The 15,050-nt window shown below is 46.4% G+C and carries 12 protein-coding genes; 6 read left to right on the top strand and 6 right to left on the bottom strand.

Annotated elements, in window-relative coordinates:
* Positions 1–108: 108 nt before the first annotated feature.
* From NSS94_RS07370 to NSS94_RS07380, 3 genes are all read right to left on the bottom strand, one after another.
* Complete coding sequence (locus NSS94_RS07370; RefSeq protein ID WP_013309318.1) at positions 109–543, bottom strand: threonine/serine exporter family protein; 435 nt, start codon at positions 541–543, stop codon at positions 109–111.
* Between the two features lie 20 nt (positions 544–563).
* Positions 564–1,319 (bottom strand): threonine/serine exporter family protein, encoded by a 756-nt coding sequence (locus tag NSS94_RS07375; RefSeq protein WP_029516404.1) that lies wholly within the window; start codon positions 1,317–1,319, stop codon positions 564–566.
* 113 nt (positions 1,320–1,432) lie between these two features.
* Positions 1,433–2,287: a hypothetical protein gene (locus NSS94_RS07380; protein WP_340954816.1), complete on the bottom strand. Its 855-nt coding sequence runs from the start codon at positions 2,285–2,287 to the stop codon at positions 1,433–1,435.
* Between the two features lie 358 nt (positions 2,288–2,645).
* On the opposite strand from NSS94_RS07380, the gene NSS94_RS07385 reads away from it, so the two are divergent.
* Positions 2,646–3,377, top strand: coding sequence for an HAD family hydrolase (locus tag NSS94_RS07385; RefSeq protein ID WP_340884771.1), 732 nt, complete (start codon positions 2,646–2,648; stop codon positions 3,375–3,377).
* A gap of 137 nt (positions 3,378–3,514) precedes the next feature.
* Complete coding sequence (locus NSS94_RS07390) at positions 3,515–4,195, top strand: serine/threonine protein kinase (protein WP_029516407.1); 681 nt, start codon at positions 3,515–3,517, stop codon at positions 4,193–4,195.
* Between the two features lie 85 nt (positions 4,196–4,280).
* Here NSS94_RS07390 and NSS94_RS07395 read toward each other — a convergent pair whose 3' ends face one another.
* Positions 4,281–5,699, bottom strand: coding sequence for an NAD-dependent malic enzyme (locus NSS94_RS07395; protein ID WP_029516408.1), 1,419 nt, complete (start codon positions 5,697–5,699; stop codon positions 4,281–4,283).
* Between the two features lie 273 nt (positions 5,700–5,972).
* Positions 5,973–6,779: an adenosylmethionine decarboxylase gene (gene speD, locus NSS94_RS07400; protein WP_029516409.1), complete on the bottom strand. Its 807-nt coding sequence runs from the start codon at positions 6,777–6,779 to the stop codon at positions 5,973–5,975.
* 684 nt (positions 6,780–7,463) lie between these two features.
* Between speD and NSS94_RS07405 the strand changes: the two genes are divergently transcribed.
* Positions 7,464–8,312, top strand: a complete 849-nt coding sequence (locus NSS94_RS07405; RefSeq protein ID WP_029516410.1) for a hypothetical protein — start codon at positions 7,464–7,466, stop codon at positions 8,310–8,312.
* A gap of 86 nt (positions 8,313–8,398) precedes the next feature.
* Here NSS94_RS07405 and NSS94_RS07410 read toward each other — a convergent pair whose 3' ends face one another.
* Positions 8,399–9,412, bottom strand: coding sequence for an RluA family pseudouridine synthase (locus tag NSS94_RS07410; RefSeq protein ID WP_029516411.1), 1,014 nt, complete (start codon positions 9,410–9,412; stop codon positions 8,399–8,401).
* Between the two features lie 223 nt (positions 9,413–9,635).
* On the opposite strand from NSS94_RS07410, the gene recQ reads away from it, so the two are divergent.
* From recQ to NSS94_RS07425, 3 genes are all read left to right on the top strand, one after another.
* Positions 9,636–11,534: a DNA helicase RecQ gene (recQ, locus tag NSS94_RS07415; RefSeq protein ID WP_029516412.1), complete on the top strand. Its 1,899-nt coding sequence runs from the start codon at positions 9,636–9,638 to the stop codon at positions 11,532–11,534.
* Positions 11,535–11,588: 54 nt separating this feature from the next.
* A complete protein-coding gene (locus tag NSS94_RS07420) occupies positions 11,589–13,445 on the top strand; it encodes a B12-binding domain-containing radical SAM protein (protein WP_029516413.1) in 1,857 nt (618 codons plus the stop codon).
* A 176-nt stretch (positions 13,446–13,621) separates the two neighbouring features.
* Positions 13,622–14,935: an alkaline phosphatase gene (locus tag NSS94_RS07425; RefSeq protein WP_029516414.1), complete on the top strand. Its 1,314-nt coding sequence runs from the start codon at positions 13,622–13,624 to the stop codon at positions 14,933–14,935.
* Positions 14,936–15,050 lie beyond the last annotated feature (115 nt).

A 15,050-nucleotide genomic window follows, 5' to 3' on the forward strand; every position in this document is an offset into this window, starting at 1 on the left:
ATAAATATTCTTTGTAACGTGTACAGAAAAAGGCTGTTTCCAAAATCGTCTCATACACTGCAGATGATTTTGGGAGCAGCCTCTTTTGCTTTTCTATTTTCATCGCTTTTAGCGCTGTGGTTTAAAACGTATACTGTGAAAAATCTGATTAAGCACTTCAGACAGCACCAAACCGACAGCAATCGCTCCTGCGATCATCAGCGTGCTCATCGCCAGCTCCAGTGCCTGCGGATAATGTTGTTGTACGAACTGGCGCATGGCATTATAGGCCATTCCCCCTGGAACGAGCGGAATCATGCCTGCGACACTGAAAATAATCACAGGCATTTTGTACAGCCGCGCAAAGCCTTGACTGACGATGCCGATGAGGATCGTTGCCAAAAGGCTGGCGCTCACAGGTCCCATGCTGTCCGTAGTTGAATAATAGACCAGCCAGCCTAGCATACCGACGAAACCGCATTGCAGCAGCGAGCGCCGGGGGGCATGGAAAAGTATGCCGAATGCAGCGGTGGCAATAAAACTTGTGAATAATTGTGCAAGCATAGACTTGAATCTCCTCCGAATCACATATAAGAAATGATCACCGCAACGCCAGCTCCAATGCCGAAAGACGTCAGGCAAGCATCGGCTCCCTTGGAAAGACCCGAAACAAGGTGCCCGGACATTAAATCACGGATGGCATTTGTAATTAACAAGCCTGGAACCAGTGGCATGACAGAGCCAATAATAATTTTATCCATCATCTGTCCCCAGCCTACTATCGTTAATAGAGCCGCCAGCAAACCGATTAGAAAAGATGCAGAAAACTCTGAGAAAAACTTAACCTTAACGAGCCTGTGAAAATACTGTACGGCTGCAAATCCGATACCTCCGCATAACACAGCTGCGGGGAAATCTCGCCAAACTCCACCAAACATGATCATAAAGCAACCGCTGGCCAACGCAGCAGCCATCAGCTGTATACGGTTAGAATAACGGAGGGGACCACATTCAATCTCCGAAAGCTCCTTGACGGCAGCGCGGGGAGACAAATCACCTGTGCTGATTTTACGTGAAATGGAATTGACCTCTGTCACCTTGTGCAAATCGGTGGTCCGCTCTACGATGCGAATGAGCGTGGCAGGCTCCGAGTCATTAATGGCAAAAAAAATCCCAGTTGGTGTGACATAGCTATGGGACTGGGATATGCCATAGGCCGAAGCAATGCGGGACATCGTGTCTTCAACACGATAGGTTTCGGCTCCATTTTGCATCATCAGTTTGCCCGCCAACAGACAAACCTCAATGATTTCAGGAGTAGGATAGGAATGATTATTCATGCTCGCTCTCTTTCATTCGTACCGGGCCGTTCGACCCTATTATTTTCATTTATTGTAGCACAAAAAGCCGCCTTTTCGGAGGCGGTTAGGTTAGGGGAAATCCAAGGAATTCATCATGATTCTATCATATCAGGAATAACGGTATAGTAGGACTCTTCCAGAGATGTTGCGGCCTCAGATAGGCCCATCAACTTAAGCTGTCCAGCTACAAAAGCACGAAGGGCAGAATGGGTGAACAGATGCCGTGTCTGGGCATCTCGAATAAAGGCCAGTCTGGCTTCACGCGAACCGTTGTGGAATAACTCACGCACAGCTTCGCCTTGTTGTTCCCAAAGGAAAGGCTCCGTTACGGTCAAGAGGGCACTCTCCTTAGAAGAGCTATGCTTCGCAGAAGAAGATACCTGAATGCCCAAGCCGTTCAGCGTAGGAGCTACTTCATTGTGCTTCCGTTCTGTACGCAAACTATCGATATAGGCAGCCATATCCTGAATCGGTTCGATACCAAAGCGTTCCCGGAAGCATTCGCGTACAAACGCGGTACGTTCATCTACAATCTGAGGCAGTCGCTGACCTGCATGTCCAGAATAGTCATCTCCACTGGCGTAGTATCGTTGTAATGAACTGTTCTCTGTATAAACAACACTTAAAAAATCCTGCAAATGACGGGCAACCACCCATACACCCGTCCAATCGACGGGAGATACGCATACGATAGGGGCCTGTGAAAGGTCCTTTTCAAGACCAAAATCCGTTAAAAAGCCATAATGTATTCCGTCCACCCCTGCATGGGCAAAAGGAATAACATCTGGTGGTGTAGCCATATATCGTGGCGCGCGGCCCTGCTCCATAATCAATCCCAAATCAAAACTCAAAGAATGCCGGTTCGCTTCGAGCTCCTTTTCAAATTCTATAAGTGCCTCAATCAAAGGTGTAGCTGATCCATAGGCTAGGTTAGAACCGGAATCCATCGTGTCTGCCTCCCTTATCCAATACATCCATAAAGCGTCCATCCCTAAAAGGTACGTGATTTTACACGAAATGTAAACCTGTATGACGAATCTTTTCAAAAATGTGACCTTTTACCCGTGTGTTGTCAAATAAAACGCTTTCGGGCAAAGCAGGACAAGATACCTATATTAGCTCGGTAGAGAAGTAAAGTGAGTTTGCGAAAATGCGGTCTTTTTCAGTGTATGTTAGCAACCGTGAAGTGTGAATGCAGGAGCGCAGTGTGAAGGACAGGGTGCAACGCAACAGGCCAACGGGTATAATATCAGGACAAGGTGAAAAGGAGCGACATCCGAAGATTTAACAGAAAGAAGTGGGCATATGAACTTGCAAAAGAAGGCTGTTTTTTTTGATGTAGATGATACGATGTACGATCATTTGCACCCTACACGCGATGCATTGCGAGCAGTATTAGGATTGAGTGAGCGTTTTCCTTTTGAGAAAGCCTACCATCGTATTCGCTATTACAGCGATGTACTATCGGCTAAAGGAGGACTACTGGAGGGGAAGGCAGGGACGCATGAACTGGATGAGATGAGAGAAAGCCGTTTCATTCTGGCTTTACAAGAATTCGGGATAGAAATTACCCGTGAGCAGGCAGTACATGTTCAACAAGAATATTTGGATCGTCAGTACCGAATTGAGCCTTTTGAGGGGGCTACCTCGTTAATAAATGATTTGAGCTCGGCTGGCTTTTTAGTTGGATTAATTACCAACGGTCTTGAAGAACACCAGATGAGCAAGATCAAGGCTATGGCGTTGGAAAATCATGTTGCAGCAGAGCATATCTTTGTATCTGGAACCGTTGGCTATGCCAAGCCTGATCCGCGCATTTTTGAAGTAGTGAACGAACGGACAGGAACGTTAGCAGAGCACTGCTGTTACATTGGGGATTCCTGGCGCAATGACGTGGCGGGAGCTATAGCTGCGAATTGGCAGGTGATCTGGTTCAATCACAGGAACGCTCCCCCGGAAACTGACGTGCTAGGAATCTATAAAACAGCGGCAAGCTATGCAGAGTTAAGAAGGTTGCTTTTGCCGGACGCTCGTTAGACACGGCACATACCGTTTTTTCTAAAAGAATCAACCTATTTTGAAGCCATTCCCAAAGCTAACCCGTAATACTATTTATCTGTTATAGATCTAATTTCATTGGTAATGGTTTAGAACAGAAAAGGAGGGGATCGCGCATGGTAGAACAATGGAGGCAGGCAGAAGACATCATAAGTCAAGTGACCGTATACAGTACAGAGGATAATGATCCGGTTACCATTAAAACAGCCACTCAAGACGTCCGCTGTATTGGCATCGGGACAGATGCGGCCGTATTTACGCTGGATACGTTGCCAGGCTACGCATTCAAGGTGTACTCAGACATGGCGATCGACAAGAAAGATGCGGAGGCCGACGTATATGAGCGTTTGCGAGGGTCTGACTTTTTTCCTCATTATTACGGAAAAGGCGACAAGTATATTGTCATAAGTTATGAATCCGGTATTACGCTGCTGGATTGTTTGCTGCAAGGAATTCCTGTGCCAGAGCAGGTCATTCTGGATGTGGAAAAGGCGAGAGAATTTGTCCGATCCAAGGGGCTGAACCCCCGTGACATCCACCTCAAGAATGTACTCATGCAAGACGGGCGTGCCAAGGTATTGGACGTATCTGAATACGTGAAGGAAGGCGATGACAAGCGCTGGGAGCATTTGGTGTGGGCGTATCATACGTTTTATTCTGGTATCTCGGAGGTTAAAGTTCCCTCATGGATTTTGGATACGATTAAAAAATGGTACTACAAGCTGGACAACTCCAACTTTAATCTGGAGGAATTTGCCCAGCGTGCCAGTCAATTGTTCTCTAAATGGAGGTCATAACCGCTGTGAAGATAACGGATATGCAGTCTGATCTTTCCATAGCAAAAAGGATTGCACCCGCATTTAGGGGAGCAATCCTTTTCTTTTATCTGAAATCCCGAGGCACTCTTCTCGCTGTACCACTCGCAATTGCGGCTTGAATTACCTTTTCACGCACCCGTTGAACCGCACTCTCGTTAAATACACCAGGGATTATATACAGCTTGTTTAGTTCTTCAGGACGGATCGTGCCTGCGATGGCCTCGGCGGCCGCCAGCTTCATCTCTTCGTTGATTTCACGGGCACGGCAGTCGAGCGCTGCTCGAAAGATGCCTGGGAAACAAAGCACATTGTTAATTTGGTTAGGATAGTCCGAACGTCCGGTGGCGATGACACCCGCAATGTCCTCGACGTCCTCTGGCGCAATTTCGGGAACTGGGTTAGCCATAGTGAACAGTACCGGGGCTTCTTTCATACGTTTCACGTCTTCTCGTTGCAGTAGTCCGCCTGCCGAGAGTCCGATAAACACGTCAGCGTCCTTCAGAACCTCGGACAGCGTGCCAGACAGCCGTTCGGGGTTGGTATGCTGCGCATACCAGTTCCACATCTGATGCTCGTATGTTTCATCCGCTGTAAGCGCTCCGTGACGATCTACGCCAATGATATTGACTGCTCCTGCAGATAGCAAAATTTTCGTACAGGCCACACCCGCAGCCCCGATACCACAGACGACAATTTTGACGTCAGACAGGGCCTTGCCGACAACCTTGAGCGCATTGATCAGCCCTGCGTACAAAACGACAGCTGTACCGTGCTGATCGTCATGAAAAACAGGTATGTCCAGCTCGTTACGTAACCGCTGTTCAATCTCAAAGCATCGTGGCGATGAAATATCCTCCAGATTAATACCGCCAAAGGCTGGGGCCAATTGCTTAATGGCCTTAATGATTTCTTCGGTGTCCTGCGTGTCCAGACAGATGGGAAAGGCATCGACGGATCCGAGCTGCTTGAACAGCATAGCTTTGCCTTCCATAACTGGCATGGCTGCATAGGGACCGATGTTGCCTAGCCCGAGGACAGCGCTTCCGTCAGAGACGACGGCGACCGTATTGCGCTTGATCGTCAAACGGAAAGCTTTGTCCGGTTCCTCGTGAATCGCCATGCATACGCGTGCCACATCGGGGGTATATACCCGGGATAAGTCATCGCGGTTTTGAATGGGGACTTTGGGCTGCATTTCAATTTTGCCCCCGAGGTGTAATAGGAAGGTACGATCAGAGATGGATAATACCTTAACACCTTGTGCTTTTTTAATCCGGGCAATCATTTGATCGATTTCTGCTGGATCAGCAATGGTGACTGTAATATCTCTCACAGTGACCTTCTCAGAGGTGCGGATGACGTCAATGGCGATTACATCCCCGCCATGTTCGTTTACCAACGTAATCAATTGACCAAATTGGATGTGCTCTGTGGAAATTTCCAGTCGTAAAATGATATTTTTACCGCCAATACCGCCTTGCATGCAAATTCCTCCTTTGTCTTCCATGACAAAATCATACGTAGGATCGATTGATTGCGCTTACAATATGAAGCGGATGTAAAATCTATGCTGATATTTCAAATTAGTGGTTTCTTCCCCTATCATAGTGAACAATCACTCGCTTGTACAGATTAAGTTGAGTAATATCTTTTATTTTGTATCAAAAAAAGGACGAAAGCCTGGCTGTATTTCAGTCCAAGCGATCATCCTTTTTTTCAATGAAATGATTCACTTTATTTTCACACATTCGATCTGTTACGTCATATTTTTACCGTAGTAAATTTCGTCCATTTCAATTTTGAGACGTGTTGATATATTTTGTTGCTCTTTTTCAGTCAGACTTTCCTTGGTGTAGCCGAACAGGTAATTGTCTAAATCGAATTGTTTTAGCTTACATTTGGTATGGAAAATATTTTCCTGATACACATTCACGTCGATCATGTCATACTGACTGCGCACTTCGTCTGGAATATAGTTTTGAATGGAGCCGATATCATGGTCGATGAAAAGCTTATGTCCATTCATATCACGTGTGAAGCCGCGTACCCGGTAATCAATCGTCATAATGTCGGTGTCGAAAGAATGAGTCAAATAGTGGAGTGCCTTGAGCGGGGAGATTTCCCCACAGGTAGAGACATCAATATCTGCTCGAAACGTACTGATCCCCTCGTCTGGATGATATTCCGGGTAGGTGTGAACCGTAATGTGGCTTTTATCCAGCTGTATCACGACAGATTCAGGTAGGGGGCCTGGTGACTCGGCATAAGATTCAGTCGGAACCTCCACAATGGGTCCCTCTGATATAAGTACTGTCACGCTGGCTCCTTGAGGAACATAATCCTGCTGGGCTACGTTGAGCACATGGGCGCCGATAATGTCAGATACATTCTTTAAAATAGCTGTCAGCCGATCTGAGTTGTATTGTTCATCAATATATTCAATATACGCCTCGCGTTCTTCTTTGGTTTTGGTGTAACAAATATCGTACATATTGAAGCTCAATGATTTGGTCAGGTTGTTAAATCCGTGCAGGGTAATCCGCTGTTCCGGTGTTATGGTCATAGGCTATTTCCCCTTATAGTCGCAGTATTCATACATAATATTCCCAACACGCCTTTTCATATACCGATTCATAAAATCAGTTCTGTAGCTGTTAGATTAAAGGCTTGAACAAGTATGTCTTACCCGTTTGGCATAATTAAAAACAGGCAGGGGAGTGGCTTTGTTTTTACATGTATGGAAATTTTAATGTATATATACTTTATTTCTTACTCAGCAATTTTTAAGTAACAGGACTTATAATATGAACTATGTATACGAAGAAGGAACTGAACTGACAGAGAACTCGTAGTAGAACTTAAGAACCAGGTTAGTAATTCAGTAATTTAATGTGTATCACCTTCACAATGCCGAAAGCTTAACCGAATATGATTATAGACCCGGAAAAATAGTGATTTTGTATATTGCATAAATCGAGAAAGCAACTTCAGCTAATAATATGCGTATAATAAAATAAACGTAAGAAGCTGAGAATTATGAAGTTAAAATGAATTTGTTAGCGAGTTTAATTTACAAACCGATCCCATGTTACTGTCAGGATTTTGCACAATTCGATTCCAGTCGCTCCGAAGTGCAAGATATAGACGAACTAAACTACTTCGTTCTATACCTTTGTTCATTGGAAGTCGCTTATTGGATTTTTGCAAAATCCTTTACTGTAAGAAAAACGGTGGAAGGAGTATCAAGATGCTGGCTTTGTCCGATCCGGCCTGGACTCTGCTCCAAGGCCCTTATGGTTCTTCTCAATACGTCCCGGAAATGTTGAAGCAGCTCCAAGCCGGATATGATGGCGAAATGGCTGACACCTTGTATTGGGAGGAGCTGTATCACCAAAATACGTTGTATACTTGTACATTTGCGGCTGTACCTTACCTTGTAGACATTGCGTTAAAAAGTTCTGATATAGGGATTCGTGCAGATATATATAACATTTGCGGAATATTCGAAGCGAAGAATAACAATCCCTTACATACCAAAGTTCCTTTGGAATTTACAAGGGATCAGGTGAAAGTGGATTCTAGTCTGGCTGAATATATTTACGCGCAATATCGGTGTGCCATTGTCCGACTTGCAGAATTGACTGAAGAAATGGTGCTGTATGCGAAAGAACACGAAGGAGATGTCGGTAAACGCTATGTTCTGGCTGCGGGTGCCGCTTTTCAGGGTTATCGCTGCGTAGCTTATATGCTACAAAGCTTCGATACTGGTGACGAATATACGCTGGATTGTCCGCATTGCGGTACCCCGCTCTATATTTGGCCTGATGAACAGAATGACACCTTGGTTGTCTATGATAAGGATCCTGTAAATTCAGATAATCTGGTTCCCCAACCGATTCGCCCCCGTTCATTGGACCATAGAGGTGCTAATATGCAGTGGTTGCACGAATATGCCCAAAAAATTGAAGAGAACAAGCTGATTGCCCAATTACCCTATTTAAATGGTTGGGTAGATTGTCCAGTGTGTAATACGCCCATATATATATGGGATGAGTTGATGAAAATGGCTGATGGTGTTCGGAGGTATACCGCTTAATCAATCAAAAAAGGGTGCTGTCCTTCTACAGCCCCCTCATTTCCTCTTCTATTTTTCTATCTAATCTCCGTATGCTTTGCTCAATTCTACTCCCGGAACGGATTCAAAAAGGTTTTAGGGATGTCGGATTCAAAACGCAGCAATACCCCGGTGACGGGATGAATAAAAGACAATACCCTCGCATGTAGGCCAAGGCGCCCAATCGACTTGGATTTGGAACCGTATTTTTTATCTCCAACAATGGGATGACCGATATCCTCCATATGTACGCGGATTTGATTTTTGCGTCCGGTCTCCAAACGTACTTCCAGCAAAGAAAAATGCCGATTGGCTTGAAGTAGCTTGTAATGAGTGACTGCGTGTTGTCCGTCATTCGGATAAGGACTGGAATACATTTTTAGCGTCTTGCTTTCTTTCAGCCATGAGGTGATTGTACCCTCAGCTTTTTTAACCTGTCCTTCTACAAGAGCAATGTATGTTCGTTCATACACAACTTCCTTCCACGCTTTTTGCATTTCCTGCTGTATGGCTTCGCTTTTCGCAAACATCATCACTCCTGATGTATCACGATCCAAACGATGCAGTACAAAAATACGATTGTACGGATGCTCGCGTCTCACATGGGCCGTAAGCTGGCGATAGGCTGTTACTTCCTGCTCCTGCGCTGAAGCCACGGACAGCAACCCGGCATCCTTATGGATAACGATAATGGCTTCATCCTCATGCAAAATACGTAGCCCAGTCAGTGGTACGACGGGAATTACCTTTTCCTTGGAAAGAGCGACAGTCTGACCTTGCTCCAGTGGAAAATTATACACGGTACGCGGAATGCCGTTGACGGACACCTGCCCACGAGCCAGTGCTGATTTAATGGAGTTGCGACCCATGCCAGTCACATGCTCTACTAAAAAGCTTAACAGCTCGGCAGGCTCCTGGACGATGTATGTTTTGGCAGGGGCTTTATCAAAAGCATTCGTTCCCCGTGGAGCTTCCGGTCTATGGGAGCCAGATCTTCCGGCAGGTTTATGACTGCGTTTGGAATGGCTTGCGTTTGACGTAGATTTTGTATGATTTTTCCGTTGGGGTTTCCGATTGTTCATGGGTTCTTTCTCCTTCTTGGAACCGTGTCTCTTCATAATTATGGACAAATTTTCGGCACCGTGTTCACTATATCATGAGAAAACAGCGAACGCCATAAGGGACTAAACCAGATTGGTAGTCTTCTAGCGGTTGAACATTACCCTGAACCCCGGTAAACTAAAGGTAACGAAAGAAAAGCCGATATGCGTCAAGGACGCTAGAAATATGAGGAGTTTTGAAACTATGAGTGTACAAGCACCAACCTTGGAACGGGCGCAGGACTTGCTGCAAAAATTTTATGGCTATCCCGATTTCCGGGAGGGACAAAAGAAAATTGTGGCCAGTATGCTGGAGGGCAACGATACGTTGGGCATCATGCCGACAGGGGGCGGAAAATCGATATGCTACCAGATCCCCGCATTGTTGCATGAGGGGCTGACCATTGTCGTGTCACCGCTCATTTCGCTGATGAAGGACCAGGTGGATGCGCTGACCACGATGGGGATTGCTGCTGCCTACATCAATAGTACGTTGAGTGGTCGAGAAGTGAATGATCGCATACGAGCCGCACGGAATGGTGACTTGAAGTTACTGTATGTCGCACCGGAACGACTCGAACTGGACTGGTTTCGCGATGAAATGGCTCAGTTGCCGATTTCCTGCGTAGCGGTAGATGAGGCTCACTGCGTATCCCAGTGGGGCCATGATTTCCGTACCAGCTATCTGGCTGTGGCTCCATTCGTGGACGGGCTGTATGAACGTCCAATCGTGGCTGCGTTTACGGCAACGGCGACACCGCAGGTCATGGATGACATCGTGCGCTTGCTTCGTCTGCGCTCACCGGAGACGTTCGTTACAGGCCTTGGACGGCCCAATTTGGCGTTCAGTGTGCTGCGCGGGGAAGACAAACGCAGCTTTTTACTGAATTACGCCCGTGAGCATGAGGGTGAATCCGGCATTATTTATGCTGCGACACGTAAGGACGTGGACGATTTGTACCAACGGCTGCGTGACGCAGGCATGGCGGCTGGACGCTATCATGCCGGGATGACAGATCAGGAACGTGCAGATAGCCAGGAAGGGTTTCTGTACGACGATATCCGTGTCATTGTAGCAACCAATGCCTTCGGCATGGGGATAGATAAATCGAACGTACGCTATGTCATTCACTACAACATGCCTAAAAATATGGAGGCGTACGTGCAAGAGGCGGGACGCGCAGGACGTGATGGCGACCCGAGTCAATGTATTTTGCTGTTCGGACCGCAAGATATTGTGACGCAGAAGTTCCTGATTGAGCAAAATCCACAGGATGAAGACCGCAAGCGTAATGACTATCGCAAGCTCCAGCAGATGGTTGATTATTGCTACACGACTCGTTGCCTACGTACAGCACAGCTTGAGTATTTCGGAGAAGCGGAGGAGCATAAAGCTTGCGGCATATGCAGTTCATGTACAGATGAACGGGAACTGGTTGATATGACCATAGATGCGCAAAAGATTTTTTCGTGCATTCATCGCATGCGGGAACGTTATGGGGTCTCGATGGTCGCCTCGGTGTTGAAAGGCTCGCGTAACAAAAAAGTGCTGCAGTATGGTTTTGACAGCCTACCAACCTATGGCGTGATGGGCAACCGGACGGAAAAAGAGATCGCCGAAATCATCAATGTTCTTGTTTCGGAAGGCTATCTGATGTTGTCCGAGGGACAATATCCGGTCGTACGCTTGCAGCAGCTTGCCGCTGAAGTGCTGAAGGGCCAGCGAGAAGTCATGCAGCGTGTTGTGCGACATGCCACGGCTTTTGCAGGTGGAGCAGGTTCACGCGGACGACAGGGACGCGATGCATACCCGGCTGCAGTCAACGAAACCGTGTTCGAGCAATTGCGCCTGATCCGCCGCGATCTGGCCGCTCAGGAGCATGTACCGTCTTATATCATTTTCAATGATGCGACGCTGCGTGAGATGAGCGTAGCGAGCCCACAATCCGAGGCAGAGATGTTGCGGATCAAGGGTGTCGGAGAAGTGAAGTTCCGCAAGTACGGCAAGCCGTTTCTTGATTTTTTTCATAATCAGGGGAATATCGGGGGAACGGTAAGTGAGGACGAGATTTATGCAGACGATGTGTACGAGGATTTTGAATAGCCATACTAAGGTAAGGATATAACAGTCCATGCAAACTATAGAAGGTTGTGACCTATGAAAGTCATTTTATCAACGTTAAATGCAAAATATATTCATACCTCGCTGGCCATCCGATGTCTCAAAGCCTACAGTGAAAAGGACTTTGATATCGAGCTGGCGGAGTACACGATTAAGGACCCGGTGATGAACATCGTATCCGATTTGTTTCAACGGGGGGCAGATGTCATCGGCTTTTCCTGTTATATTTGGAACATTGAAGAGACGATTAAAGTCATCGATGTATTGAAAAAGATTATGCCCGAAGTCAAAATTGTTCTGGGTGGTCCAGAGGTATCCTACGATACGGATCACTGGATGAAGCGTTTGGCGAATGTGGACTTTATCGTGGTTGGTGAAGGAGAGGAAACATTCCATCAACTGCTGCAGGAGCTGGAAGGGGATCGCAAGTTCCATTTTGTGTATGGACTTGCTTACCGTAAGGGAGAAGAGGTTATTCAGATGCCCGGTCGTCCGAAAGCGGACTTGAACGAGTTGCCGTCGCCCTATCGTTTTGCTGAAGATATACCGGAACTCGGGAAACGGGTTGTTTATTTCGAAACGAGCCGGGGCTGTCCGTTCAGCTGCCAGTTTTGTCTGTCAAGCATCGAAGTTGGGGTGCGCTATTACGATATCGAGCGTACAAAGTCAGATATTCTGTATCTGATCGACAATGGAGCCAACCTAATTAAGTTCGTGGATCGGACGTTTAATATTAAACGCGATTATGCACTGGAAATGTTCAAATTTTTGATTGAAAATCACCGTGGATGTGTCTTCCAGTTTGAGATTACGGCAGATATTATGCGTCCCGAGGTATTGGATTATTTGGCGGAAAACGCGCCGCCGGGCGTATTTCGTTTTGAAATCGGCGTCCAATCAACGAATGATCCTACCAATGAGCTGGTTAAGCGTCGCCAGAACTTTACCAAACTTTCTCGTACTGTTACAAAGGTCAAACAAAGCGGTAAAATCGACCAGCATTTGGATTTGATCGCCGGATTGCCCTTGGAGGACTACAACACATTCCGTAAAACGTTTAATGACGTTTTTGCGCTCGGCCCGGAAGAGCTTCAACTTGGCTTCCTCAAAATGCTGCGTGGCACCGGACTGCGTATCGACGCAGACAAGTATAACTATACGTATATGGATGTTGCGCCGTATGAAATGCTGAGCAATGACGTCCTTTCCTTTGCCGATATCGTCCGGCTCAAGCGCTTGGAAGATGTATTGGAAAAGTATTGGAATTCTCATCGTATGGATCATACAGTCAACTATCTGATTGAGCGTGAATTCTCGTCCGCCTTTGATTTCTTTCAGGAATTCGGAGACTACTGGGAAGGACAGGGCTGGCAAAAAATCGGGCATCAGCTCGAAGACTTGTTCACGCGTCTCCAGTCCTTTCTAGAATCGCGTGGAACAAAGCGAATGGATATGGTGCTTGGACTGATGAAGCTTGATTATTTCCTTAACCATAAATATAAGCCGCGTAAAATTTGGTGGGAGCATGCCTTGGAGAAGAATGATTGGTCCAGCTATATGAAAATGGTTCTCCAGCATCCGGATGCGCTGTTGTCACCTGTGGTGGCAGATGCGAGCAAGGAGAGTACAGGTGAGACGGATGTAGGCAGTCAACAGCCGCAGCCATACCGCGAGATTATCCCAGCCTTTGCTTCCTTGAAGCTGAGTGAAAAAGAACTGCAAAAGCACGCTGTGCTGGATGTACTGCCGTTCAGTCTGGATCATATCCTGAGTGGGGGTAGCCCATTGACTGCCGAAGGCCGCACGCTTCTGCTTGTAGTCTATCAGCAAAATGGACAGCAAAAGCCGCTCTACTACACCATGCCGATCGGCAAAAATATCGCTGCGATTTAATATAAGAGGCATCGACTTTGATATACCAAGAGTCGGTGCCTTCTTTTGTCTTATAAAAAACAGGTGAGCACTCCAAATTTTACATTCGTGTAATCTATTGCTTTACGATACTTTACAAAGCAGATATATGATTACTTTATCATATATGAATATTAAATTTATTGGAGTGTGACCTTGTGAAAAAGCGTTCGATGAAAAAGAGTATCCTTGCTTTAGGTGCTATTACCGTTTTGAGTGCGCCATTGTTATCTGCTAATATCCCTAACGCTTTTGCAGCCTCATCTAATACCAAGTCTACTACGACACAGGTATCCAAAGGACAGAAAACCTCGTCAGCGAAAGTCGATGCCCCTAAGAATGTCATTCTCTTCATCGGCGATGGTATGGGAGAAGCAAGTCGCAACGCGATTCGCTTGGCGACGGTAGGGAAATCGGGATTACTTGAAATGGACAACATGCCTGTAACCGGCCTGGTTAGCACAAGTTCAGGGGATAACCTGGTTACGGATTCTGCCGCCGCTGCGACTGCCATTGCAACAGGTGTGAAAACGTATAACGGCGCGATTGGAATGGATTTGAATAAAAAACCAGTGACAACGATTATGGAGCTGGCTAAAAAAGCAGGCATGTCTACAGGTGTCGTGACGACAAGCCAAGTGACAGACGCAACGGGGGCTGCCTTTGGTGCGCATGTCGAAAAACGCTCCGCTCAAAGCGAGATTGCCAAACAGTATTTGGAGAAAAGCAAGCTGGATGTTATTCTGGGCGGTGGTGAGGATTTCTGGTACCCTGCCGGAACAGTAGGCAAACATCCAGATGCTCCGGCAGAAGATCCTGAGGAAGCGAGTAAGGGAACTCAAGGGAATTTGGTAGAACAAGCGAAGAAGCTGGGATATAGCTATGTGACGGATCAGACAGGAATGAAAGCAGCCAAAGGTTCTAAGTTGCTGGGGCTGTTCGCCAATGAAGAGATGTTCCAAGCTCACAACAAGCAGGGTAACTCTTACAATCCAACGGTTTCTTTACCGGATATGACGACCAAAGCGATTGATGTTCTTTCCAAAAACCAAAAAGGTTTTTTCCTGATGGTAGAAGAAGAAGGAACGGATGAGATGGCGCATGACAATGAAGGTGAGCTAACGATTAAGGCTGGGCAACAGCTCGATAAGGCCGTTAAAGTAGCTAAAGATTATGCCAAAGCACATCCAGATACATTAGTGTTGGTGACGGCAGATCATGAAACGGGCGGTTTGGCGATTGAAGGCGAAGATGCGGAGGATGAATCCGGTGAAGGCGTCTCCAAAGAGGATGGTCCTTTTACTGTAAAAGGCTCTAATGAAAAGTTTTATATTGACTGGACCACGGGAGGACATACATCTGTTGATGTGGCGTTAACCGCGATGGGCCCAGGCTCTTCTCAGTTTAGCGGGAATTACCCGAATACTGCCATTCATGATAAGCTGGTTAAGTTGCTTCAATTAAAGAAATAGCTCGGGGTGTAAGCCGCCACTTTAAAGGCTTTCCATATTGGCAATATGGTTTTTCCTGTGATAAACTAAAGCTAATAAGTATATACTGAAAAATAGCAAAGATGCAGCCAACATC

It is taken from the genome of Paenibacillus sp. FSL L8-0644 (assembly GCF_038008165.1).
Classification (GTDB): Bacteria; Bacillota; Bacilli; order Paenibacillales; family Paenibacillaceae; genus Paenibacillus; species Paenibacillus polymyxa_D.

Bases quoted from the DNA above. Each gene is read 5' to 3' on its own strand.
- NSS94_RS07370 (WP_013309318.1), bottom strand. From the start codon at position 543: ATGCTTGCACAATTATTCACAAGTTTTATTGCCACCGCTGCATTCGGC.
- NSS94_RS07420 (WP_029516413.1), top strand. From the start codon at position 11,589: ATGAAAGTCATTTTATCAACGTTAAATGCAAAATATATTCATACCTCG.
- NSS94_RS07390 (WP_029516407.1), top strand. From the start codon at position 3,515: ATGGTAGAACAATGGAGGCAGGCAGAAGACATCATAAGTCAAGTGACC.
- NSS94_RS07395 (WP_029516408.1), bottom strand. From the start codon at position 5,699: ATGCAAGGCGGTATTGGCGGTAAAAATATCATTTTACGACTGGAAATT.
- NSS94_RS07410 (WP_029516411.1), bottom strand. From the start codon at position 9,412: ATGAACAATCGGAAACCCCAACGGAAAAATCATACAAAATCTACGTCA.
- NSS94_RS07375 (WP_029516404.1), bottom strand. From the start codon at position 1,319: ATGAATAATCATTCCTATCCTACTCCTGAAATCATTGAGGTTTGTCTG.
- NSS94_RS07380 (WP_340954816.1), bottom strand. From the start codon at position 2,287: ATGGATTCCGGTTCTAACCTAGCCTATGGATCAGCTACACCTTTGATT.
- speD (WP_029516409.1), bottom strand. From the start codon at position 6,779: ATGACCATAACACCGGAACAGCGGATTACCCTGCACGGATTTAACAAC.
- recQ (WP_029516412.1), top strand. From the start codon at position 9,636: ATGAGTGTACAAGCACCAACCTTGGAACGGGCGCAGGACTTGCTGCAA.
- NSS94_RS07405 (WP_029516410.1), top strand. From the start codon at position 7,464: ATGCTGGCTTTGTCCGATCCGGCCTGGACTCTGCTCCAAGGCCCTTAT.
- NSS94_RS07385 (WP_340884771.1), top strand. From the start codon at position 2,646: ATGAACTTGCAAAAGAAGGCTGTTTTTTTTGATGTAGATGATACGATG.